Here is a 21,528-nt window from a genome sequence, read left to right on the forward strand (position 1 = left end):
TTCCACCTAAAGGAGTTTTTCAAAATGGAAGCAGAAGCAGCCAAGCTCGTAGGCGCAGGCCTTGCAGCAATCGGTGCCGGCGCCGCAGCAATCGGTGTTGGTAACGTTTTCGGCTCTTTCCTTGAGTCAGCACTGCGTAACCCGGGTGCAGCAGACAGCCAGCAGGGCCGTCTGTTCATCGGCTTCGCAGCAGCCGAACTTCTGGGCCTTCTGGCCTTCGTCGTTGCAATGATCCTGATCTTCGTTGCCTAATGACGATTTGCATTATCCGATCGGTCTGTGGGCCGATCGGGCAATGTTCTTTTTTGATTTGATTTTCGGACTCGAAGCATGCCTCAGATAGCTCAACTTGCCGAAGTTTGGTCGAGCCAGGTTTTCTGGACGCTGATCTTCTTTGGTATCACGTTTTTCTTCATCGGGCGCGGAATGGTGCCCAAGGTGATGGAGACCGTGGCCATGCGCGACAAGCAAATCGCAGACGATCTGGCTGCCGCTCAAGCTGCGCGTGACACCGCTGATGAGCAGGAAGAGACATGGCGCAAGCGCGAGAATGAAAACCACGCCAAAGCGCAAGCCGTGATCGCCAAGGCCAAGGCAGATGCCGCAGCCAAAAACGAAAAGAAGATCGCTGCAGCGCAAAAGCGTTTGGATAAGAAGCTTGCCGAAGCTGAAGCGCGGATTGCAGAGGCACGTGGCGTAGCAATGGCTGAAGTTGAATCCGTTGCAGCCGAAGCCGCCCAAGACATTGTAGCGCGTCTTGCCGGTGCATCGGTTGACGGTGCAGCTGCCAGAGCCGCTGTTAAGGAGGCGATGACCAATGGTTGATCTATTGCTGATCCTGGTCGCCGCCGGCGACAATGAGCCAGCGGCTCTTGGCCTTGATTCCTACCAGTGGGTGTCGATTGCGATGCTCGTCCTGGTCGGCATCTTCATCTGGAAGAAGGTTCCGGGCCTGATCACTGGCGGCCTCGACGCCAAGATTCAGGAGATCAAGGACCAGCTCGACGAGGCCAAGAACCTTCGTGCAGAGGCCGAGGCCCTGCGCGATGAGTACTCGGCCAAGCTGAAAGATGCTGAAAAGCACGCGGAAGATATGCTTGAGAATGCAGAGCGTGATGCGGACGCGATCCTCAAGAAAGCGGAAGCGGACGGCAAGCTGATGGTTGAACGCCGCAAACGCATGGCTGAAGACAAAATCGCCGCTGCAGGACGTGAAGCGGTGGACGAAGTCAAGGCAGTGGCGGTGGGCGCAGCAGCGTCTGCTGCGCGCAAGCTGATTGCTGACAAGCATGGCGCCGACGCAGACAAGAAGCTCGCCGATGAGGTGATCTCTTCGATCTGAGCTTAGGCTTGAAACAAATCAAACGGGGCGGCCTGAGGGGGTCGCCTTTATTGTTGGTGCGCGTGTTTTCTCTATTCGCCCGGCTCGAACACCACCTTGCCGACTAATTCGCGGTTAGCCATGGCCTCAAAGCCTTGGCGCCATTGCGAAAGCGGCAATACACGGTCGATTGCTGGCTTTATCCGGCCTTCGGACGCCAGTTTTGCTATCCCGTCACTAATCGCTGCACCGCGTTCCGGGAAACGCCGGGCATATTCACCAGCGCGCAGGCCGACGACGGAGAAGCCTTTGATCAGCGGAATATTCGTTGCGATGTCGGCAATGCGCCCGCTGGTGAAGCCGACCACGACCAGCTTGCCCGAAAAGCTGACGCAGCGGGTGCATTCGTCGAATACGTCGCCCCCAACCGGATCGAACACGATATCGCAAAGTTCGCCACCAGTTATCTCGCTTACCTGCTCGCGGAACCGGTCTACGCTGACGATCACGGCATCAGGTTTGTAGAGCGCGTCAATGCGTTCACGCTTGGCATCCAAACCGGTTGCCGCAATCACTTGTGCGCCTAACGCCTTGGCCAGATCGATCGCAGCCAGTCCCACACCGCCGCTAGCCCCGGTCACCATGACCCATTGCCCGGCGGTAAGGCTGCAGAGTTCAACTAGTCCTGTGTAAGCAGTCTGATAGGCCGCGCCCATCGCTGCGCCTTGTACGAAGTTCAGACCACGGGGAAGGGGGCGTAGTCCGCGTTCAGGAATGCATGCGAACTCTGCGAATGCACCCGTCTTGTTGCCGCCGATGACCTTGTCGCCTGGCTTGAAGAGGCTGTCCTTATCAGCTTCGATAACTTCGCCTGCCAGCTCTAGCCCGATTGTAAAGGGAGGTTCCGGTTTGAGCTGATACTTTCCCTGCGTCATCAGCAAGTCAGGGAAGTTGAGCGAAGCCGCACGGACACGCACCAGCACTTCGCCTTGATTACGCACTGGCTGTGGCTGATCGGCCAGCGCAACGCCTGACAGGTCATCAGAAATACGTTCGACGCGAAGAGACTGCATTGCCTTTAGAAATTATCCTTCGCGGCACGAAGAGCGGCAAAGGTCTCATGCGGCGCGTCGCCCCCCCATTTAGCCATTATCGCCGGATCATCTGCGCGCAGGAAGGGATTGGTTTCAAGCTCGCGCGCCAGCTGGGCGGGAACGGTCGGTTCGTCCTGGTTGCGAATGCTGACAACCAAAGCTGCGTAAGCTTGCAGCTGCTTGTTTTCCGGATCGGCATGAACTGCGAACTCGGCATTCGCTAGCGTATATTCGTGTGCACAATAGAGCATTGTTTCCGGCGGCAATGCCTTGATCCGGCTGAGGCTCTCCCAGAATTGCTTGGGCTCGCCCTCGAACATCCGACCGCAGCCGAGCGCAAACACGCTATCGCCCACAAACGCTACACCTGCTTCGGGAATATGGAACGCGATATGGCCATTAGTGTGGCCGCTGACGTCAATCACATGGGCTGTAAAACCGCCAAGCGAGATGCTGTCGCCATGGCTGACCATCTGATCAATCTCGGACAGTTTTTTGACCTCCTGCGGCGCAATTACCTTTGCACCGGTTGCAGCAATGATATCCTTGTTCCCGCCTGCATGGTCGGGATGCCAATGGGTGTTCCAGATCTGCGTGATCTTCCAACCTTTTGCGTCAGCTTGCCGCAGATATTCCTTACCATCCGGCGTATCGATCGCAGCGGTCTCACCACTTGCGGGATCGTGGATGAGGAAGCCGTAATTGTCGGACAGACACGGAAACTGATGGATTTGTAAAGTCATGCGGTCAATCTAGGCTTCATAGGTGCAATAGAAAAGGCCCGTCTGCTGCGATGAGCAAACGGGCCTTTTCTTGTTTGGCTTCAAGCGCCGGCGGTTGCATCCGCAACCTTGGCTATCCTCGGCCCTGTCGGGCCTGCGGACGGGCGGTCGCCCTTGCACCTCGCTGGTCGCTCGGCGTTTTGGTCCCTGGTCACGGCAGTCCAAGCGCGACCGCGCGCCGGCCGGTTAGGCCGAAGGGCGTGGATCGGATGATCCACGCCTCTCCAACATTAGTCGTCTTTGCCCTTGAGTGCTTCGCCAAGGATGTCGCCGAGAGATGCACCACTGTCGGTCGAACCGAACTGTGCCACTGCTTCCTTCTCTTCAGCGATCTGGCGCGCCTTGATCGAGAAATTCGGCTTTTTCGAACGGTCGAAACCGGTGATCATCGCATCGACCTTTGCACCCACCTGGAAACGATCCGGGCGCTGCTCATCGCGGTCGCGACCAAGATCAGAACGCTTGATGAAGCCGGTTGCGCCATCGTCGCCCACTTGGACTTCCAAGCCGCCATCGCGAACTTCGAGGACGGTCACGGTAACAGTCTGACCCTTGCGCAGTGCGCTTGCGTCTGCGCCGTCTGCCGATGGTGCGCCCTTCTCAAGCTGCTTCATGCCCAGGCTGATGCGCTCTTTTTCGACATCAACGTCGAGAACGATCGCCTTGACCTGCTCGCCCTTACGGTGGAGCGCCAATGCGTCTTCGCCTGAAATGCCCCATGCGATATCCGACATGTGAACCATGCCGTCGACGTCGCCATCAAGACCGATGAACAGGCCGAATTCTGTAGCGTTCTTGACTTCGCCTTCGACTTCGCTGCCAACTGGGTGCTTCTCTGCAAACTCTTCCCAAGGATTACCCTGAGCCTGCTTCAGACCCAGCGAAATACGGCGCTTCTCGCTGTCGACTTCGAGAACCAGAACTTCAACTTCCTGGCTGGTCGACACGATCTTGCCCGGGTGCACGTTCTTCTTGGTCCAGCTCATTTCAGACACGTGGACGAGGCCTTCGATGCCGGCTTCCAGCTCAACAAAGGCACCGTATTCAGTGATGTTGGTGACTGTGCCTGAAAGCTTCGCGCCGACCGGATATTTCGCAGCAACACCATCCCATGGATCGCTTTCGAGCTGCTTCATACCCAGGCTGATGCGCTGCGTGTCTTCATTGATACGAACGATCTGAACGGTCACGGTCTGACCGATCTCGATGATTTCGCTCGGGTGATTGACGCGCTTGTAACTCATGTCGGTGACGTGCAGCAGACCGTCAATGCCGCCCAGATCAACGAATGCACCGTAATCGGTGATGTTCTTCACTACGCCGTCAATAACCTGACCTTCAGCCAGATCGTTGATCAGCTCGCTGCGCTGTTCTGCACGGGTCTCCTCAAGAACCGCACGGCGCGAGACAACGATGTTGCCGCGGCGGCGATCCATCTTGAGGATCTGGAACGGCTGCGGCACATCCATCAACGGAGTGACATCGCGAACCGGACGGATATCAACCTGTGAACCGGGCAGGAAGGCAACTGCGCCGTCGAGATCGACTGTGAAGCCGCCCTTGACGCGGCCGAAGATGCGGCCGTCTACACGCTTGCCTTCGCCGAATTCGTTTTCGAGCTTGTCCCAGGCTGCTTCGCGACGCGCACGGTCACGGCTGAGCATGGCTTCGCCGTCTGCGTTCTCTACCCGGTCAACGAAGACTTCGACTTCGCTGCCAACTTCGAGACCGTGGTCGTCATCGCCACGAGAGAATTCTTTAAGAGAGACGCGGCCTTCTGACTTCAGGCCTACATCGATCATCGCCATGCCGTTTTCGATGGCGGTCACGGTGCCTTTGACTACGCGGCCTTCAAAACCGCCATCGTCTGCACCACCGAGTTGTTCGTTAAGTAGCGCTTCAAAATCGTCGCGCGTTGGGTTGGGCGAAGTCGCCATAAGTTAAGTTTCCTAATCGTTTTGCTACCGGCCACCGGTTTTTCCGGGGTCTTTCTCCGTCTCAATACGCACCATTGCGCAGGTGTACGGGGCAAGAGGCCGACATCTCCGCGCGGCCGAATACCAGCGCAGAGGTCCTTTCAATCCGATAGATTGCGAGAACGGGCGCGCGCCTAAGCGAAAGCGGGCCAGAAAGCAAGCAGTTTGAGGTCTAGCGCAGCGCCTGAGTGACGGCTTCGATTGCTGCCTCGATTGCTTGGTCTTTGTCAAAGGCCGTGGTGTCGATCACCAGCGCGTCTGGCGCGGCTCGCAAGGGCGCATCCTTGCGGTTGATATCACGGGCATCGCGTGCAGCAATGTCGCGCTCGATATCTGAGAGGGGAATGTCGATTTCCCGACCCCTCATCTCTAGCCAGCGGCGCTTGGCGCGTTCTTGCACGCTCGCGGTAATGAACAGCTTCACATCTGCCTCTGGCGCAATCACGGTGCCGATATCGCGCCCATCCAATACAGCGCCACCTTCCTGGTCGGCAAAAGCACGTTGACGCTCGTACAGAGCATTGCGTACCTCTGGGTGAGTGGAGACACGGCTCGCATATCCGCCAGTCTCTTCGCTTCGTAGCGCGGAGGATCGCAACAGATCGCTGCGAAAATTGCATGCTTCCAGAGCATCTTGCGGGTTATCAGGATCGCCGCCATCTGCAACTGTTTGATAGCCGACCGCTCGATAGAGCAGGCCAGTGTCGAGATAGGGCAGCTCGAAATGCGCAGCAATGGCTTTGGCTATAGTGCCCTTGCCCGAGGCAGTGGGTCCGTCGACAGCGATGATCATGTCTTGGCTTTCCGTCACTTCAGCGCCTTCCACAAGCCCCAGATTGCAATAGCGGCCCAAAAGGCTTCGAGAACCAGGCTCGGCCAATTGGTGTGAACCAGCAAAGATACGGTCAAAAGGGCCGCACCGACAAGGTTGGTACCGTGCAAGATGAACGGGTTCGGTTCGTCCTTGGCGGTAAGGTAAAAATAGGCGCCAATGATACAGGCCATGCCAACGAAGCCGATCAGGCTGTATATGTCGAGTGCTTCACTCAAGATGCAGCCTCTTGAAGCAAGTCCATAAAGTTCGGGAAGCTGGTCTGGATAGGTGACACGTCATCCACTTCCACGCCGTCGCGACTGACAAGGCCGGCCACTGCCATGCTCATGGCAATGCGATGATCAAGGTGCGTCGTGACAGGTTCGCCCGATGTGCCGGCAAGTGGCTCGCCGCCCGTTCCTTGGATTACTAAGCCGTCCTTGCGTTCCTCCACTCTCGCACCCGCTAGCGTGAGCGCGGCCGCCATCGCTGATAGCCGGTCGCTCTCTTTAACACGCAGTTCGTCGAGGCCGTTTGTAGTGGTTGTGCCGTTGGCGAGTGCTGCAGCCACGAACAGCACCGGAAACTCGTCAATCATGCTGGGCGCAACCGCCGGATCGACATCGATGCCGGTCAGCGCTGAATGCTTCACATTCAGGTCCGCAACAGGTTCACCGCCAACTTCGCGGCGGTCCAGCTCTTCGATATACCCGCCCATGTCACGCAGGACCTGGATCAGACCCGCACGCGTCGGATTGAGGCCGACATTCTCAATAACAAGATTGCTGCCTTCGGTTATTAGCGCTGCGACAATGAAGAAGGCCGCTGATGATGGATCGCCAGGAACAACGACGTCTTGAGGCTTGAGATCCGCTTCGCCATGAATACGGATCACGCGTTCGCCTCCTGACTCTTCGACTTCCATCTCGGCGCCGAATCCGCGCAGCATCCGCTCCGAATGGTCGCGTGTCGGGACTGGCTCGATCACGGTCGTAATTCCGGGCGTATTGAGACCCGCGAGCAGGACCGCGCTTTTCACCTGCGCGCTGGCGACCGGGAGGCGGTAGGTGATCGGTATGGCGGGCAGGGCGCCATGCATGGTGAGCGGCAAAGTCCCGCCCTCTGACGCTTTGAAACTTGCGCCCATTTCGCTCAGCGGCGTGATCACCCGGCCCATCGGGCGCTTGGACAGGCTTGCATCTCCAGTGAATCGCGCGGTGATGCCGTGGCTAGCGATAAGCCCCATAAGCAAACGCGTGCTGGTGCCGCTATTGCCCATATCAAGCGAAGTATCGGGTTGGAGCAGCCCGCCGACGCCAACCCCATGGATAGACCAATCATCTCCCCGCTTTTCGATGGTTGCACCCATTGCGCGCATCGCAGCGGCGGTCGCCATCACGTCTTCGCCTTCGAGCAGGCCGGATACGCGCGTCTCGCCCACTGCCAGAGCTCCGAACATGATCGAACGGTGGCTGATCGACTTGTCGCCGGGAACGCGCAGACGCCCGGTTAACGGTCCAGATGCGGCAAAACGGTATTGTGGCAAGGAAGGTTCTCGGTATCAAAAAGGATGCAAATATGTGCCGCGGCTTTTGACAGCGCCATGCCCCTATGGCAAGGCGCGCCGCGCTCTTGATTCGGGCTGAAATACTACCCATCAAGAAAGAGATATTTTTGCGCGGCTCGCATATCCTAGGTTCAGCGGGCCCGACCAAGGGAATATGAAGACATGGCTAAGCCAGAATGGGGCACAAAGCGTTCCTGCCCCAAATGCGGGGAACGTTTCTATGATCTGGGTAAGGATGATCCGGCAACGTGCATCGAGTGCGGCGAAGAATGGCATCCAGAACCAGTTCTGAAACCGAAGCAGCCGATCCCGTTCGAAGACGAGGACAAGAAGAAGGACGGCGAAGCGGATAGCGATCTGGGCGGCGACGATGATGATGATCTGAAGGATCTGGAGAATATCGACGACGCTGACGATTCGCCTGACAATGATGTTGACCTCGGCGGCGATGATGACCTTGGCGTAAGCAAGGGCAAAGGCGACGACGAAGACGACGACTCCTGATGTGACCCTAAAGCGCCGGGCGCGGGCCATCCGGCCCGCTTGGCTTTCGGCCTAACCGGCCGACGCGCAGTCGCGCTTTGACTGCCGTGGCCAAGAACCAATCGCCGAGCGACCAGCGAGGGGCAAGGGCGACCGCCCGCGGCGACGCGACCTTCAGGTCGTGAGAGCGAGGAGATCGCGAACGCGGATGCGTTTGCGGAAAACAAAATACTCTTGCAAAGAGTAGCGGCGCCGAATAATGGGCGCTTCCTGCGGTTCTTGAGACCGCAAATATGACTGGCGCGGGGCCTTAGCTCAGCTGGGAGAGCGCTACAATGGCATTGTAGAGGTCAGCGGTTCGATCCCGCTAGGCTCCACCAGTCACCTGATAAAAGTCGGATTTCACATGAGATTCGCACGCTGGCCGACGAGTTCTCGTCCGCCGGCGTTTTTCGCATTTAATCAGACCAATCGGTCTGAATGAGGAGTTGAAGACGATGTTTGACAATCTGTCCGACCGCTTGGGCGGCGTCTTTGACAAGCTCAAAGGCCGCGGCGCTCTGAAAGAGCAAGATGTTCGTGACGCAATGCGCGAAGTGCGCATCGCCTTGCTTGAAGCCGATGTCGCTTTGCCGGTGGCGCGTCGTTTCATCGATGCCGTGACCGAGAAGGCCGTGGGTCAGGACGTTCTGCGTTCGGTGACGCCGGGGCAACAGGTCGTCAAAATCGTTCATGACGAACTGGTCGACATGCTGGGCGGGGAAGAGACCCCGGGTCTGAATCTTGAGGCCAAGCCGCCGGTCGTGATCATGATGGTCGGTCTGCAGGGCTCTGGTAAGACCACAACGACTGCGAAGCTGGGCAAGCTGATCCGTGAAAAGCACGGCAAGAAAGCGCTGATGGCGTCGCTCGACGTCAATCGTCCCGCGGCGCAAGAACAGTTGGCCGTGCTGGGTGAGCAGACAGACACGTCTACCTTGCCGATCGTTGCCGGCCAGCAGCCGGTTGATATCGCGCGCCGCGCAATGGAAGCGGCGAAGCTGCAAAACTTTGACGTGCTGCTGCTGGACACTGCGGGCCGTTTGCACGTCGATGAAGCACTGATGGCCGAAATGAAGGCCATTTCCACCGTGTCGGCGCCGACCGAGGTGCTGCTGGTGGTCGACAGCCTGACAGGTCAAGACGCCGTAAACGTTGCGCAAAGCTTTACCGGTGAGGTTCCGCTGACGGGTGTCGTGCTCACCCGTATGGATGGCGATGCACGCGGCGGTGCGGCGCTGTCTATGCGTCACGTGACCGGCAAACCGATCAAGTTTGCCGGTACGGGCGAGAAGCTCGATGCGATTGAAGCTTTCCATCCGTCACGCGTTGCCGACCGTATTCTGGGCATGGGCGATGTCGTCAGCCTGGTCGAAAAGGCCGCGGCGACGATCAAGGAAGAAGATGCCGCAGCGCTCGCCAAGCGCATGGCCAAGGGTCAGTTCGACATGAATGACCTGCGCACCCAGTTGCAGCAGATGCAGAACATGGGCGGGTTGGGCATGCTGGCGGGCATGATGCCGGGCATGAAGAAGGCCAAGGCGGCGCTGGCAGCAAGTGATATGGACGACAAGGTGCTCGTCCATATGGATGCGATCATCGGTTCGATGACGCCGAAAGAGCGCGGACGGCCCGAATTAATGAATGCCAAGCGCAAGAAGCGCGTGGCGGCAGGCAGCGGCACCGATGTGCAGACCGTGAACAAGGTTCTGAAGATGCACAAGGAAATGAGCCGCGCGATGAAGCAGATCAAGAAGATGGGCGGCCTCAAGGGCCTCGCATCGATGTTTGGCGGTGGCGGTCTGGGTGCTGCGATGCCCGGCCTTGGCGGCCCCGGTGGCGGCATGGGCGGCGGAATGCCCGGATTAGGTGGCGCTAAAGGACCGTCGGTTGATCCCGACACCCTCCCGCCGGAACTTAGAGACATGTTGAACAAGAAGTAATTTCACGAATTTACAAAGATTTAGACTGGAAAGGTAATACACAATGGCAGTTGCAATTCGTTTGTCGCGCGGTGGCGCGAAGAGGCGCCCATACTACCGCATCGTCGTTGCAGACGTGCGCGCGCCACGTGACGGCAAGTATCTGGAGCAGATCGGTACCTACAACCCGATGTTGCCGAAGGATTCGGGTGAGCGCGTGAAGCTCAACGAAGATCGTGCACGTCACTGGCTGAGCGTTGGTGCAAAGCCGTCTGACCGCGTGCACCGCTTCCTTGATGCGGCTGGCATCCTTGAGCGTGCACCGCGCAACAACCCGCAGAAGGGTGAGCCGGGCGAAGCTGCGAAGGAACGCGCTGAAGAAAAGGCGGCTAAGCTTGCTGAAGCCGAAGAAGCAGCCAAGGAAGCTGCCGAAGCACCGGCTGAAGAAGAAGCAGTTGTTGAAGAAGCTGCAGCTGAAGAGGCGCCTGCTGAAGAAGCAGCCGCCGAAGAAGCTCCTGTGGAAGAAGCACCCGCTGAGGAAGCTGCTGAAGAAGCAACCGAAGAAAAGGCTGAGTAAGCTTTTTCATGACGGATACGCCCGTCACGCCGAAATCGATCGATTTGGCCGCTGTTACCGGCGCGCATGGCGTGGCGGGCGAAGTCCGCCTGAAGCTGTTTGGCGAAGGCGTGGATGCGCTTGCCAGGCATAAGAGCTTCAACGGGGGTGACCTAACCCTCACTAAGATACGCTCTGACAACAAAGGCGGCGCGATTGCGCGCTTTGCCGAGGTGTCAGGTCGCGGCGCTGCGGAAAAGCTGCGCGGAACCGTGCTCAGCGTTTCGCGCGAGGCGCTGCCTTCGCTGGACGAAGGTGAATATTACCACACGGACCTGGTCGGGCTGGCTGTCGTCACCGATGCGGGCGAGACTGTGGGACGGACAGTCGCCGTGCAGAACTTCGGCGCGACCGACGTAATCGAGATCGAAAAAGACCCGCCACCGGCTAAGGGCATGAAGACTTTTATGGTCCCGATGACCAAGGATGCAGTGATCGAGTGGAACGACGAAAGACTTGTGATCGCAGCCGATTTCGTTGACGAGTAGGGGATGACCAAACTCAACGTCGCCATATGTCAGGCCGCGCCCATTCCGCTCGATTTTGCGGGCGGGATCGAGAAAGCAACACGGCTTGCCAAGGAAGCGATCGACAATGGCGCGCAGATGGTCGCGTTTGGCGAGACGTTCCTTGGCGGATATCCGCTGTGGCTGGATGAAGCGCCGGGGGCCGCAGTGTGGGATCATCCTGGCACAAAGGCGCTGCACGCGATCATGCTGGAGCAGGCGATTGTGCCCAATGACGAGCGGCTGTTGCCTTTGCAGGAGTTGTGCGATGAGACGGGCGCGTGCATCTCGCTCGGCGCGCATGAGCGGGTGCGCCAGAGCCTTTACAACAATCAGCTGCTGTTCCGCCCCGGCGAAGCGCCGCTGGATCACCGCAAGCTGGTGCCGACGCATGGTGAGCGGTTGATCTGGATGCGCGGCGATGGCTCGACGCTGGGTGTGCATCAGGCGGAGTGGGGCAGGCTTGGCAATTTGATCTGCTGGGAGCACTGGATGCCGCTTGCGCGCGCCGCGATGCATAACCTGGGCGAAAGCGTGCATGTCGCCGCATGGCCAACCGTGCGCGAGCAATATGCGATTGCGAGCCGCCACTATGCGATGGAGGGGCGCAGTTTCGTGCTCGCCGCAGGGCTCGTGCAGCACCGCGCTGATCTGTTTGATGGGCTGGAAAGAGTAGGCGGCAATGATGAGGCGTTGGCTTTGTTCAACGCCATTCAAGGCGAGCGGCTGAATCGGGGCGGTTCGATGATTGTTGCTCCCGATGCGCGCGTGATTGCGCAAGCAGGCGAGGTCGAAGAAACGCTGTATGCAGAGCTGGATCTTAGAGAAATTGACCAAGGCCTCGCGAGCCTCGACACCGATGGCCACTACTCACGCCCTGATGTTTTCGAACTCAGTGTCGATACGCGTTCGAAGGATGGGGTGAATTGGAGACAATGACCTTCGCTGCCACCATCCTTACTCTCTACCCGGAGATGTTTCCCGGGCCGCTGGGCGTTAGCCTTGCGGGCAAGGCGCTCGAGCGCGGTGATTGGTCTTGTGACACGGTCAACCCGCGCGAATTCGCTTCGGATAAGCACCGCACGGTGGATGATACGCCTGCCGGTGGCGGTGCGGGCATGGTGCTGAAGGCGGATGTAATGGCCGCTGCGTTGGATAGTCTGCTTGCAAACGGCGGAACGGGTGGACTGTCCTCAAGCAGCGAAGCGATAGGACACAAGGGTGCGGAGGGCGCGGGTGGCCCCGTCTCCATACCAATATTGGCCATGACACCGCGCGGGAAACCGATCACGCAGGCGCGCATTCGCGAGATTGCCTCCGGACCCGGCGTCACCATCATTTGCGGCCGTTTTGAGGGGTTTGACGAGCGCTTGTTCGAGGCTCGCCCCGAAATCGAGCAAGTCAGCCTTGCCGATATCGTGCTTTCCGGCGGGGAACCGGCGGCTTTGGCGATACTTGATGCTTGCATTCGGCTGCTTCCCGGCGTAATGGGCGCGCCTTCAAGCGGACATGAGGAATCCTTCGAAGACGGATTGCTCGAATATCCGCAATACACCCGACCTCAAGAGTGGGAAGGGCGCACGATCCCTGAAGTGCTGCGATCGGGGGATCATGCGAAGATCGCAGCCTGGCGTAAAGCTCAGGCGGAAGAGACAACACGGCTACGCAGGCCGGACTTGTGGGAACGCTATAGTGGCGATCCGGTCCGTTCTGCCTCTGGTGTGCAGCGAAAGAAGAAGGACTTGGACCAGTGAACCTGATCCAGCAGATCGAAGCGGAAGAAATTGCCAAGGCTGGCAAAGACATTCCTGAATTTCGCGCAGGCGACACCGTTCGTGTCGGCGTGAAGGTTAAGGAAGGCAACCGCGAACGTATTCAGAATTTCGAAGGCGTGGTGATTGCACGTTCGAACCGCGGAATGGGCTCGAACTTCACCGTGCGCAAGATGAGCTTTGGCGAAGGTGTTGAGCGTGTATTCCCGCTTTACGCGCCGATCGTTGACAGCATCACTGTGGTTCGCCGCGGTGTCGTGCGTCGCGCGAAGCTTTACTATCTGCGTGGCCGCACCGGTAAGCGTGCGCGTATCGCAGAACGTCGGGATAACGCTCCTAAGGCGTAAGTCTCACATCAACGAAATAGAGAAGGGCGGTCCACCACGGGCCGCCCTTTTTCGTTCTGGGGACCTTTTTCGTCATTGCGAGCGTTAGCGAAGCAATCCATGGTACATCCTTGGATTGCCGCGCAACCTAACGGTTGCTCGCAATGACGATGAAATAAGAGGTCTACCCCATTGCTATGCGCACATTGCTTGCTGTTGCTGCTTCGCTTGCCTTTGCCACTCCAACACTCGCGGATGATCACGCAATGAGTGATGCACCAGAACTGACTTTTGAGCGTGTCTTTGCCTCGCCCAGCCTTAATGGTTCCAGCCCGCGCGAGGCCAAGCTGTCGCCTGATGGGCGCTATCTGACGCTGCTGCGCAATCGCGAGGATGACAGCGCGCGTTATGATCTGTGGGGCTATGACCGCGAAACTGGCGATTGGACCATGTTGGTCGATAGCGAGAAGCTCAGTTCCGGTCGTACTTTGTCCGAAGATGAGTTGATGCAGCGTGAGCGCCAGCGCGTCGGCAATCTGAAGGGCATTATCAGCTATCAATGGGCGAGTGACGGGAAGTCCGTGCTCGTGCCGCTGGACGGTGATCTGTACCTCGCCGGGCTTGATGGTTCGGTCACTCAGCTGACCGATACCGAGGAAAGCGAACTCAATCCCAAGCTCAGCCCGCGCGGCGGATATGTCTCATTCGTGCGTGACCGCCAGCTCTGGGTCGGTGAAGTCGGCGCGGAAGCCAAGCCGATAACCCTCAAAGAGGGCGAGAATATTCGCTGGGGTGAGGCCGAGTTCGTTGCACAGGAAGAGATGGCGCGCCTAACCGGCTTCTGGTGGGACGGGAATGACACGCGCATCGCGGTCCAGCGCACCGATGAAACACCCGTCGCGGTGGTGAACCGCGCCGCGATTGGCGCGACCGGCACACGGGTTTTCTCGCAGAAATACCCATTTGCGGGCAGCGACAATGCACTGGTTGAGCTCTACATCATGGACCCGGAAGGCGGAAACCAAGTGAAGGTCGATCTGGGTGAGGAGACCGACATCTATCTCGCACGCGTGGACTGGGGGCCGGACGACTATCTTTACGTCCAGCGCCAGAACCGCGAGCAGACCGTGCTCGATATGCTGCGGGTCGATCCGAAGACCGGGACAAGCGAAGTGTGGTTCACGGAGAACGCAGCGCGTGAGGAATTCTGGATCAACCTTGACGACAATTACCGCTTCCTCAACGACGGATCGCTGATCTGGTGGAGCGAGCGCGACGGTTTTGGGCACCTCTATCGATTTGCCGAAGGCGAATGGGCGCAGCTTACCAGCGGCGAGTGGGTCGTCACCGGCCTCGTGGGTGTCGATCAGGAGCGCGGCAGGCTGTACTTTGAAGGCAATGCCGATGGCGTGCTGGAACGCCATATCTACGCGCTTGATCTCGATACACCGGGCGAATGGACGCGGCTGACCGAGCCGGGATTCGTCAACTCGGCGAGCATGGACAAGAAGGGGCAATCGCTGCTGATTTCGCGTTCGGCATCGAACCAGCCACCGCAAACCTATCTGGCCGATACTGACGGCAATCGCATCGCATGGGTGGAAGAAAACGCGCTCAACGCGGATCATCCCTATGCGCCGCATCTGGCCAGCCATGTTGCGCCCGAGTTTGGCACGATCCCTGCCGAAGACGGTACGCCGCTGCATTACATGATGCTCAAGCCGGAGATGGAGCCGGGCAAGAAATACCCTGTGTTCTTCTACCACTATGGCGGGCCTGGCCCGCAGTTGGTTGATCGCGGTTGGGATGGCGCGCTGGCGCAGGCTGTGGTCGACAAGGGCTACATCTGGTTCGCGCTCGACAACCGCGGATCGAACAATCGCGGGGTCGATTTCGAACAGCCGATTTACCGCGCGATGGGCGGCGTTGAAGTGCGCGATCAGGCGAAGGGGACCGAGTACCTCAAGACGCTCGATTTCGTCGATCCGGACAAGATCGCGATCTATGGCTGGTCCTACGGTGGCTATATGACGCTCAAGCGCTTGCAGGCAGAGCCGGGCGTATACGCGGCGGGCATTTCCGGCGCGCCTGTGACCAAGTGGGAGCTTTACGACACCCACTATACCGAGCGGTACATGGGCGACCCGCGCCTTGTGCCTGAAGCTTACACCGCTGCCAATGCGATGGCGGATGCAACCAAGATGTCCGATCCGCTGCTGCTGGTGCACGGTATGGCGGATGACAATGTGGTTTTCGAACACTCGTCAGAGCTCATTGCGGAGCTGCAAGGCAACAATGTGCCGTTCGAAATGATGCTCTATCCCGGCTACACACATCGCGTGGCGGGTGAGCAGATTTCACCGCATCTGTGGTACACCTATTTCAGCTTCCTCGCGCGGCATGGAGTAACTCCGCCGGAATAAGGCGGGGCTATCCAGCCAACCATTCGAGTACCTTGGCGGTGACTTCGCCAGGTGCTTCCACATGCGGATAATGCCCGATTGTGGGCAGCAAATGGTGGCGCGCATTGGGCAGCACCTGGCACCATTTGCGATAGGCGTGCTCGCCGGACACTGGATCAAGCGCACCATTGATCAAGCCGATACGCGCCTGCGTATGTTCCAACGCGCTCACCCAGCGCGCCTCATGTTCGCGGCGATCGGCGATGTAGTGCAGCAGCTTGTGAAAGATCAGATTGCCGTCATTCTCGCTCATGAACTCCCAAAACTCGTCCAGTTCAGCCTCGGTGGGCTGAGTGTCTGGGCCGAAAACTTCCGAGAAGCTTTTTCCGAAGCCTTTGCGGTTCATTAGCCGACTGATGATGAAGCCTATGGGCGAAGTGCCGAGTTTCTGGATTGGCCGCGGGCGGTGCTGATCCGGGAAAATCCCTCCGTTAAGGAAGAGCATTTGCCCAAGGCCCGTCGCGCCTGATCCCTCATGCTGCCGCGCAAGCAATTCCTGACCCACCGACACACCATAGTCATGCACAAGCGCATCGAACTCGTTGATCCCAAGGTGTGAAAGCATGGCTTCCTGAAGATCAGTCTGGCGGTGGATCGAATAACCTGAACGGGGTTTTGCGGACAAACCAAAGCCCAACATGTCGCACGCGATCAGGCTGTACCGCTTGGAGAGCTCCTCCCATACTGGCGCCCAATCCCACGAGCAGGTGGGAAATCCATGAACCAGCAGAAGCGGCGGGCCTTCCCCGCCCGTCCAATAGGCAATCTGGTGCCCTTCAAAGGTGAAATAGTTCGCGCGGCTGCGCCAGTCTGCTGTATCGGCGTGCATAGGATTTCCTCTTGCCATGCAGGGCTACCTTCGGCAGCGGGGCGTGCAAGCAATTTTATGCGACGGAGAATGTAATTGGGTTATCGTGTGGCCGTTGTTGGAGCGACCGGAAATGTCGGGCGTGAAATGATGCAGATCCTTGCCGAGCGGGAGTTTCCTTGTGACGAAGTCGCAGCGGTTGCTTCATCGCGCTCGCACGGGACTGAGGTGGAATTTGGCGACACCGGCAAGATGCTCAAGTGCCGCAATATCGAACATTTCGACTGGGCAGGCTGGGACATCGCTCTGTTCGCTGCCGGCAGTGGGCCGGCGAAAGAGTATGCGCCCAAGGCAGCGGCGGCAGGTTGTGTGGTCATCGACAACAGCTCGCTCTACCGGATGGAGCCTGACGTTCCGCTGATCGTGCCGGAGGTTAATCCTGAAGCGATCGACGACTATTCCAAGCGCAACATCATCGCGAACCCAAATTGCTCGACCGCGCAGATGGTGGTGGCATTGAAGCCGCTTCACGATGCGGCGACGATCAAGCGCGTGGTTGTATCGACATACCAATCCGTATCGGGTGCAGGCAAGGCGGGCATGGACGAGCTGTTCAGCCAGAGCCGCGCAATCTTTGTTGGTGACCCGATTGAAGCGGAAAAATTCACCAAGCAGATCGCCTTCAACGTGATCCCGCATATAGACAGCTTCCTGGACGATGGATCGACCAAGGAAGAATGGAAGATGGTGGTCGAGACCAAGAAGATTCTGGACCCCAAGATCAAACTGAATGCCACATGCGTGCGGGTGCCGGTGTTCGTTGGCCACTCCGAAGCGATCAATATCGAATTTGAGAACGAAATCAGCGCGGACCAGGCAATGGAGATCCTGCGCGAAGCGCCCGGCATCATGCTGGTCGATAAGCGCGAGGATGGAGGCTACGTCACGCCGGTCGAATGTGCGGGCGACGGCGCAACCTATGTCAGTCGCGTTCGCGAAGACCCGACAGTCGAAAACGGCCTGACCATCTGGTGCGTTTCTGACAATCTACGCAAAGGCGCCGCGCTGAATGCGGTACAGATTGCAGAGCTGCTGGGCCGTACGCATCTGAAAAAGGGCTGAGTTTGAGCGCTTTTGATTTCACGCATGCGCTTGTCCGCGAACCGGCAACTTCGGTGACCGACGGGCTGCGTGACGGGGATCATGCCGGGCCTTCCTACGATGCAGTTAAGCGCGAGTATGAGTCATATATCGCCACGTTGAGAAAGCTCGGGCTTGAGGTCGACGAGCTTCCCGCGCTTGAAGACTATCCGGACTCGATCTTTGTCGAAGACCCGGCGCTTGTGTTCAGCGAAGGGGCGATCCTGCTTCGTCCCGGCGCACCCACGCGGGCAGGTGAAGTGGCTGAGATCGCGCCGGAACTCGAAGCGCGCTTTGAGCGGGTGCTGAAACTCCGCAATGGATATGTCGATGGCGGCGATGTTCTCACTACGCCGGATGAAGTGCTGATTGGCTTGTCCGAACGGACAGATGCAGCGGGCGCGAACGCTCTTATCGCGGCTCTGGCTGAGCTGGGGCGCAAGGGCAGGGTAGTCACCACGCCGCCCGGCGTCCTGCATTTCAAGACGGGCTGCGGGCTGATCGACGAAGAGACCGTCGCAATCTCAGCCGCGCTTGATGATGCTGAGATGTTCGGTGCCCTGGAGCGCATGATTCTCCCCGCTGGCGAAGAAGCAGCCGCCAATATCCTGCGTATCCGCGATACAGTGCTGATCGGTGAAGGATTTCCCAAGACTCGTGAAATGATTGAGAACCGCGGCGTAGAAACGCTGGCGCTGCCCATCTCCGAGATCGCCAAGATTGATGCGGGGCTGTCTTGCATGTCGCTGAGGTGGCTGGCCGTCGCAAGCTAAGGCTGGCGAGGAATGCCATTCGCGGCTAGCGTGCGCCGCATGACACTTGCAGCCGATCTTTTCTTCAGCTTCCGCTCGCCTTACAGCTACCTGGCCATCGGGCGGTACCGCGACCTTTCCGAAACGCACAATGTCGATATCACGCTAAGGCCGGTCTATCCGATCGCCATCCGCGACCCGGACATCCTGTTTACCGGCACGCCGCTGGCAGGGCGATATATCTTTATGGATGCCGCACGCTCGGCTCAGATGCTGGGCATTCCCTATCGCTGGCCTCGGCCAGATCCGATTGTCCAGAACCTGGCGACGCGCGAGATTGCGGCGGAACAGCCCTACATCTACCGCCTCACCCGCATGGGTCAGGCCGCGGCGAATCGGGGCAAGGGCCTTGCATTCGCTGATGAGGTTTCGAAGATCATCTGGTCAGGCAACACCGATGACTGGCACGAAGGCGCGCACATGGCACAGGCTGTGGCGCGCGCGGGCCTGGACCTGGCAGAGCTTGACGCGGAAGTTTCTGCCCAGGCCGAAGAACTCGATGCAGAAATCGCCGCTAATGAAAAGGCGCTTGAAGCTGGCGGTCATTGGGGCGTGCCGACACTGGTGTTCGAAGGCGAACCATTCTTCGGACAGGACCGGGTAGAGATGGCCAAGTGGCGCATGGAGCAGAAGGGGCTGGCCAAGCGATGACCGCCACTCTGACTGGTGGTTGCCAATGCGGTGCCGTGACCTATCGTGCCGTGGCCGAACCCAAGGGATACGCCTGCCACTGCCTCGATTGCCAGAAGCAATCCTCAAGCGCGTTCGGCATTTCTCTGCCTATGGATGCGACGGATTTGACCGTTGATGGGGAGCTAGGCTGCTACACCAAGACCGCAGACAGCGGCGCTCAGACCGATTGCTACTTTTGTCCCAGTTGCGGCAGCCGGATCTATCACGAAGGCAAGAGCAGGCCGGGCAAGGTGACGATCAAGGCGGGGACACTTGATGACACCTCCGCACTCGTACTGACCGGTCAAGTCTGGACCAGCCGCAAGCAGCCTTGGCTTGATCTCGATCCCGATTTGCCGGCTTGGGAAACGCAGCCGACTTCGCCAGAAGAATGGGAATTGCTTTGGAGTGGCAAGGGCGAAGAATGACGGACTATTTCGAAAGCTTTGACGGCACCAGGCTGGCGATCCACCGCACAGGTGAGGGAGCGCCGGTTGTCCTCCTGCACGGCCTTTTCTCCAGTGCCGAGATGAACTGGATCAAATGGGGGCACGACGCAAAGATCGCCGAGGCGGGCTTTGAAGCAATTATGCTCGATTTCCGCGTGCATGGAGAAAGCGAAAGCCCGACCGATCCGGACAGCTATCCGCAAAACGTGCTCGTGCGCGATGTCGCGGCGCTGATCCAGCATCTGGAATTGGACGACTATGTGCTTGGCGGATTCTCGCTTGGCGCGCGTACATCGCTGCATGCTGTTGCACACGGCGTCCTCAATCCGTCGCGACTGATTGTGGGCGGCATGGGGACCGCAGGGCTGGGCGAGTGGAACAAGCGCTCCGCCTTTTTCAAGCGTGTGATCGACGAATTCGACACCATGAACGCGGATGACCCGGCATGGTACTCGCGGCAGTTCCTGAAGTCTCAAGGCGTGGACAGAGTCGCAGCCCGTCTATTGCTCGACACGATGCCGGACATGGACCTCTCCATGCTGGCCAGTGTCACCATGCCTACATTGGTCGTGTGCGGCGATGAAGATCGCGACAATGGATCGGCAGATGAACTGGCACAGCTGTTGCCCGACGCAACATTCGTCGAAACGCCGGGCAACCATCTGATGAGCGCGACCAAGCCTGAAATGGGCGATGCAATTGCGCGCTGGCTTGGAGAGAATACGTGACGGAGGAAAAGACCCCGCTTAGGCTGTGGCTTGCAGGCCTCGGAATCTTCGGGGTATTTATCGTTCTGGGCATGCTTGCCGGCGATGCGAGCCAATACAATATCGTCGATCACCAGGCTGCGGGTACGGCGGAAATGGTCAATACCATCCAGGCAGATTGGCGCGCCAATGGTCTGCGCAATGCTGTCATCTACGGAATGATCGCGGACTTTGTTTTTATTGCGGTTTACGGCTGGGGAAGTTTCGTTGCCGGGCGCAGCTTCTATCAGTCGGGCAATAGACTGGTTCGAATTCTGGGCGGATCTGTCGCGGCTGCTGCAATAGTCTTCCTGATCAGCGACTATCTGGAAACGATCCTGCAGTTCATCCAGATGCTGCGCGACGAAGGTGTCGACTGGATGGCGGCAACGGCGGCGACGGCTCAGCCGATCAAGTTCGCTGCGTTCTATGTTACCTTTTTCGGAGTGATCGCCGCTCTTTGTACCCGGCTTGTTACTCGTCCCAAGAGTTGAAGCAAAATAAGACCCCCGCCGCATCTTTGCGCGACGGGGGCCAAACTCCTGCCCTAGGGGCAGGCTCGCTGATAAGCGTTTACTCCGCGCTGAAGGGCAGCGATGAGTGGTGCAGGTTGATCACCAGTTCGCCCGCTTCGTTACGGGTGTAACCAAAGGTGTACTCAACCTTGGTTTCATTGCCTTCGGTGTTGGTGAAGTAGTAATTGCCCATCGCCATCGCGCTATCTTCGTCGATGATGGTGCCTTCGTTTTCCCAACGCACGGCTGTGTAAGGTGCGATTGCGAAACCGCCATCTTCCGTGCCCTCTGTGCCGATGAAGTAGCTCAGGGCTTCGTCAAAGGTGCCGCGGAACTGGTCTTCAGCTGCCAGCGTTGGCTTGAAGAGAATTTCGTTGCCATCTTCATAGGCGTAGAAGGTGTTGATGTGGTCAGTCGCGGCGGCAGCAAAGTCGCCGCCTTCACTGTAAACCTTGCCGATGTTGACGATGCCTTCGCCCCAGCCTTGCTGCGCTGCGGCCACTTCTTCAGCTGTGATTGGTGCAACGTCTGAAGTTGCATCGGTAGCTGCTTCGCCACCACAACCTGCAACCGTAAGGCTAGCCGCTGCAATCGCAGGTACCATTACAATCTTGCGCATTTTAATCTCCAAAAAGAATTTCTGCCCCCACATGGGGAAATGATGATCATCACCGACAGTGGTCTTTAAGGGGGTCACACACCGGAC

General features: G+C 58.5%; 25 protein-coding genes and 1 tRNA gene. 18 read left to right on the forward strand and 8 right to left on the reverse strand.

Going from position 1 to position 21,528, the window contains the following annotated elements:
* Positions 1-24 precede the first annotated feature (24 nt).
* The 3 genes from A6F69_RS07020 (at position 25) to A6F69_RS07030 (ending at position 1,342) form a co-directional block, all read left to right on the forward strand.
* Positions 25-252, forward strand: coding sequence for a F0F1 ATP synthase subunit C (locus A6F69_RS07020; RefSeq protein WP_067599148.1), 228 nt, complete (start codon positions 25-27; stop codon positions 250-252).
* Positions 253-330: 78 nt separating this feature from the next.
* Entirely contained in the window at positions 331-825 is a 495-nt protein-coding gene (locus tag A6F69_RS07025) for a F0F1 ATP synthase subunit B family protein (RefSeq protein ID WP_067599151.1), read from the forward strand.
* Entirely contained in the window at positions 818-1,342 is a 525-nt protein-coding gene (locus A6F69_RS07030; protein ID WP_067599154.1) for a F0F1 ATP synthase subunit B family protein, read from the forward strand. Before A6F69_RS07025 ends, A6F69_RS07030 begins: the two co-directional genes overlap by 8 nt.
* Positions 1,343-1,413: 71 nt before the next feature.
* Here the strand turns inward: A6F69_RS07030 and A6F69_RS07035 are convergent, their stop codons facing one another.
* From A6F69_RS07035 to aroA, 6 genes are all read right to left on the reverse strand, one after another.
* Positions 1,414-2,394 carry an NADPH:quinone oxidoreductase family protein gene (locus A6F69_RS07035; RefSeq protein WP_067599157.1) on the reverse strand — a complete coding sequence of 327 codons (981 nt, stop codon included), beginning with the start codon at positions 2,392-2,394 and terminating at the stop codon, positions 1,414-1,416.
* A gap of 5 nt (positions 2,395-2,399) precedes the next feature.
* Positions 2,400-3,158, reverse strand: a complete 759-nt coding sequence (gene gloB, locus A6F69_RS07040) for a hydroxyacylglutathione hydrolase (protein ID WP_067599160.1) — start codon at positions 3,156-3,158, stop codon at positions 2,400-2,402.
* 269 nt (positions 3,159-3,427) lie between these two features.
* Complete coding sequence (rpsA, locus tag A6F69_RS07045; protein ID WP_067599164.1) at positions 3,428-5,134, reverse strand: 30S ribosomal protein S1; 1,707 nt, start codon at positions 5,132-5,134, stop codon at positions 3,428-3,430.
* Between the two features lie 211 nt (positions 5,135-5,345).
* Positions 5,346-5,966 carry a (d)CMP kinase gene (cmk, locus tag A6F69_RS07050; protein WP_067602717.1) on the reverse strand — a complete coding sequence of 207 codons (621 nt, stop codon included), beginning with the start codon at positions 5,964-5,966 and terminating at the stop codon, positions 5,346-5,348.
* A 14-nt stretch (positions 5,967-5,980) separates the two neighbouring features.
* Positions 5,981-6,178, reverse strand: coding sequence for a CBU_0592 family membrane protein (locus A6F69_RS07055; protein WP_067602713.1), 198 nt, complete (start codon positions 6,176-6,178; stop codon positions 5,981-5,983).
* A 41-nt stretch (positions 6,179-6,219) separates the two neighbouring features.
* A complete protein-coding gene (gene aroA, locus A6F69_RS07060) occupies positions 6,220-7,533 on the reverse strand; it encodes a 3-phosphoshikimate 1-carboxyvinyltransferase (RefSeq protein WP_067599167.1) in 1,314 nt (437 codons plus the stop codon).
* A gap of 183 nt (positions 7,534-7,716) precedes the next feature.
* Between aroA and A6F69_RS07065 the strand changes: the two genes are divergently transcribed.
* The 9 genes from A6F69_RS07065 to A6F69_RS07105 all read left to right on the forward strand — a co-directional run bounded on the left by A6F69_RS07065 (position 7,717) and on the right by A6F69_RS07105 (position 15,641).
* Positions 7,717-8,058, forward strand: a complete 342-nt coding sequence (locus A6F69_RS07065; protein ID WP_067599170.1) for a TIGR02300 family protein — start codon at positions 7,717-7,719, stop codon at positions 8,056-8,058.
* A gap of 283 nt (positions 8,059-8,341) precedes the next feature.
* A tRNA-Ala gene (locus tag A6F69_RS07070) sits at positions 8,342-8,417 on the forward strand.
* A gap of 117 nt (positions 8,418-8,534) precedes the next feature.
* A complete protein-coding gene (gene ffh, locus A6F69_RS07075) occupies positions 8,535-10,019 on the forward strand; it encodes a signal recognition particle protein (RefSeq protein WP_067602720.1) in 1,485 nt (494 codons plus the stop codon).
* 43 nt (positions 10,020-10,062) lie between these two features.
* On the forward strand, positions 10,063-10,575 hold the full coding sequence (gene rpsP, locus A6F69_RS07080) for a 30S ribosomal protein S16 (RefSeq protein ID WP_067599173.1): 513 nt from the start codon (positions 10,063-10,065) through the stop codon (positions 10,573-10,575).
* A gap of 8 nt (positions 10,576-10,583) precedes the next feature.
* Positions 10,584-11,102 carry a ribosome maturation factor RimM gene (gene rimM, locus A6F69_RS07085; RefSeq protein WP_067599176.1) on the forward strand — a complete coding sequence of 173 codons (519 nt, stop codon included), beginning with the start codon at positions 10,584-10,586 and terminating at the stop codon, positions 11,100-11,102.
* 3 nt (positions 11,103-11,105) lie between these two features.
* Positions 11,106-12,059 (forward strand): carbon-nitrogen hydrolase family protein, encoded by a 954-nt coding sequence (locus A6F69_RS07090; RefSeq protein WP_067599179.1) that lies wholly within the window; start codon positions 11,106-11,108, stop codon positions 12,057-12,059.
* Entirely contained in the window at positions 12,056-12,874 is an 819-nt protein-coding gene (gene trmD / locus A6F69_RS07095) for a tRNA (guanosine(37)-N1)-methyltransferase TrmD (RefSeq protein WP_067599182.1), read from the forward strand. Before A6F69_RS07090 ends, trmD begins: the two co-directional genes overlap by 4 nt.
* Positions 12,871-13,239 carry a 50S ribosomal protein L19 gene (rplS, locus tag A6F69_RS07100; protein WP_067599185.1) on the forward strand — a complete coding sequence of 123 codons (369 nt, stop codon included), beginning with the start codon at positions 12,871-12,873 and terminating at the stop codon, positions 13,237-13,239. The genes trmD and rplS overlap by 4 nt, the downstream gene beginning before the upstream one ends.
* Positions 13,240-13,415: 176 nt before the next feature.
* Positions 13,416-15,641 carry a S9 family peptidase gene (locus tag A6F69_RS07105; RefSeq protein ID WP_067599188.1) on the forward strand — a complete coding sequence of 742 codons (2,226 nt, stop codon included), beginning with the start codon at positions 13,416-13,418 and terminating at the stop codon, positions 15,639-15,641.
* 7 nt (positions 15,642-15,648) lie between these two features.
* On the opposite strand, the gene A6F69_RS07110 is transcribed toward A6F69_RS07105, so the two are convergent.
* The gene (locus A6F69_RS07110; RefSeq protein WP_067602722.1) at positions 15,649-16,509 is read right to left on the reverse strand and encodes an alpha/beta fold hydrolase; all 861 of its coding nucleotides are present in this window, start codon (positions 16,507-16,509) and stop codon (positions 15,649-15,651) included.
* Between the two features lie 75 nt (positions 16,510-16,584).
* On the opposite strand from A6F69_RS07110, the gene A6F69_RS07115 reads away from it, so the two are divergent.
* Genes A6F69_RS07115 through A6F69_RS07140 form a run of 6 tightly spaced genes read left to right on the forward strand, consistent with a single transcriptional unit; the run spans position 16,585 to position 20,801 of the window.
* Positions 16,585-17,610, forward strand: a complete 1,026-nt coding sequence (locus tag A6F69_RS07115; RefSeq protein WP_067599191.1) for an aspartate-semialdehyde dehydrogenase — start codon at positions 16,585-16,587, stop codon at positions 17,608-17,610.
* A 2-nt stretch (positions 17,611-17,612) separates the two neighbouring features.
* Positions 17,613-18,401 (forward strand): arginine deiminase family protein, encoded by a 789-nt coding sequence (locus A6F69_RS07120; RefSeq protein ID WP_245638204.1) that lies wholly within the window; start codon positions 17,613-17,615, stop codon positions 18,399-18,401.
* A 39-nt stretch (positions 18,402-18,440) separates the two neighbouring features.
* Complete coding sequence (locus A6F69_RS07125) at positions 18,441-19,091, forward strand: 2-hydroxychromene-2-carboxylate isomerase (protein ID WP_067599197.1); 651 nt, start codon at positions 18,441-18,443, stop codon at positions 19,089-19,091.
* Positions 19,088-19,540 carry a GFA family protein gene (locus tag A6F69_RS07130; protein WP_067599201.1) on the forward strand — a complete coding sequence of 151 codons (453 nt, stop codon included), beginning with the start codon at positions 19,088-19,090 and terminating at the stop codon, positions 19,538-19,540. The genes A6F69_RS07125 and A6F69_RS07130 overlap by 4 nt, the downstream gene beginning before the upstream one ends.
* Positions 19,537-20,289 carry an alpha/beta fold hydrolase gene (locus tag A6F69_RS07135; RefSeq protein WP_067599204.1) on the forward strand — a complete coding sequence of 251 codons (753 nt, stop codon included), beginning with the start codon at positions 19,537-19,539 and terminating at the stop codon, positions 20,287-20,289. The genes A6F69_RS07130 and A6F69_RS07135 overlap by 4 nt, the downstream gene beginning before the upstream one ends.
* Complete coding sequence (locus A6F69_RS07140; protein WP_067599207.1) at positions 20,286-20,801, forward strand: hypothetical protein; 516 nt, start codon at positions 20,286-20,288, stop codon at positions 20,799-20,801. Before A6F69_RS07135 ends, A6F69_RS07140 begins: the two co-directional genes overlap by 4 nt.
* 79 nt (positions 20,802-20,880) lie before the next feature.
* Here A6F69_RS07140 and A6F69_RS07145 read toward each other — a convergent pair whose 3' ends face one another.
* Entirely contained in the window at positions 20,881-21,441 is a 561-nt protein-coding gene (locus A6F69_RS07145; RefSeq protein WP_083984848.1) for a phosphoribosyl-AMP cyclohydrolase, read from the reverse strand.
* Positions 21,442-21,528: the final 87 nt, after the last annotated feature.

Source organism: Altererythrobacter ishigakiensis, from assembly GCF_001663155.1.
Taxonomy (GTDB): domain Bacteria; phylum Pseudomonadota; class Alphaproteobacteria; order Sphingomonadales; family Sphingomonadaceae; genus Erythrobacter; species Erythrobacter ishigakiensis.

Excerpts from the sequence above, each read along its gene's own strand:
- A6F69_RS07020 (WP_067599148.1), top strand. The coding sequence starts at position 25 with ATGGAAGCAGAAGCAGCCAAGCTCGTAGGCGCAGGCCTTGCAGCAATC.
- A6F69_RS07025 (WP_067599151.1), top strand. The coding sequence starts at position 331 with ATGCCTCAGATAGCTCAACTTGCCGAAGTTTGGTCGAGCCAGGTTTTC.
- A6F69_RS07030 (WP_067599154.1), top strand. The coding sequence starts at position 818 with ATGGTTGATCTATTGCTGATCCTGGTCGCCGCCGGCGACAATGAGCCA.
- A6F69_RS07035 (WP_067599157.1), bottom strand. The coding sequence starts at position 2,394 with ATGCAGTCTCTTCGCGTCGAACGTATTTCTGATGACCTGTCAGGCGTT.
- gloB (WP_067599160.1), bottom strand. The coding sequence starts at position 3,158 with ATGACTTTACAAATCCATCAGTTTCCGTGTCTGTCCGACAATTACGGC.
- rpsA (WP_067599164.1), bottom strand. The coding sequence starts at position 5,134 with ATGGCGACTTCGCCCAACCCAACGCGCGACGATTTTGAAGCGCTACTT.
- cmk (WP_067602717.1), bottom strand. The coding sequence starts at position 5,966 with ATGATCATCGCTGTCGACGGACCCACTGCCTCGGGCAAGGGCACTATA.
- A6F69_RS07055 (WP_067602713.1), bottom strand. The coding sequence starts at position 6,178 with ATGGCCTGTATCATTGGCGCCTATTTTTACCTTACCGCCAAGGACGAA.
- A6F69_RS07065 (WP_067599170.1), top strand. The coding sequence starts at position 7,717 with ATGGCTAAGCCAGAATGGGGCACAAAGCGTTCCTGCCCCAAATGCGGG.
- ffh (WP_067602720.1), top strand. The coding sequence starts at position 8,535 with ATGTTTGACAATCTGTCCGACCGCTTGGGCGGCGTCTTTGACAAGCTC.
- rpsP (WP_067599173.1), top strand. The coding sequence starts at position 10,063 with ATGGCAGTTGCAATTCGTTTGTCGCGCGGTGGCGCGAAGAGGCGCCCA.
- rimM (WP_067599176.1), top strand. The coding sequence starts at position 10,584 with ATGACGGATACGCCCGTCACGCCGAAATCGATCGATTTGGCCGCTGTT.
- A6F69_RS07090 (WP_067599179.1), top strand. The coding sequence starts at position 11,106 with ATGACCAAACTCAACGTCGCCATATGTCAGGCCGCGCCCATTCCGCTC.
- trmD (WP_067599182.1), top strand. The coding sequence starts at position 12,056 with ATGACCTTCGCTGCCACCATCCTTACTCTCTACCCGGAGATGTTTCCC.
- A6F69_RS07105 (WP_067599188.1), top strand. The coding sequence starts at position 13,416 with ATGCGCACATTGCTTGCTGTTGCTGCTTCGCTTGCCTTTGCCACTCCA.
- A6F69_RS07110 (WP_067602722.1), bottom strand. The coding sequence starts at position 16,509 with ATGCACGCCGATACAGCAGACTGGCGCAGCCGCGCGAACTATTTCACC.
- A6F69_RS07125 (WP_067599197.1), top strand. The coding sequence starts at position 18,441 with ATGACACTTGCAGCCGATCTTTTCTTCAGCTTCCGCTCGCCTTACAGC.
- A6F69_RS07130 (WP_067599201.1), top strand. The coding sequence starts at position 19,088 with ATGACCGCCACTCTGACTGGTGGTTGCCAATGCGGTGCCGTGACCTAT.
- A6F69_RS07135 (WP_067599204.1), top strand. The coding sequence starts at position 19,537 with ATGACGGACTATTTCGAAAGCTTTGACGGCACCAGGCTGGCGATCCAC.
- A6F69_RS07145 (WP_083984848.1), bottom strand. The coding sequence starts at position 21,441 with ATGCGCAAGATTGTAATGGTACCTGCGATTGCAGCGGCTAGCCTTACG.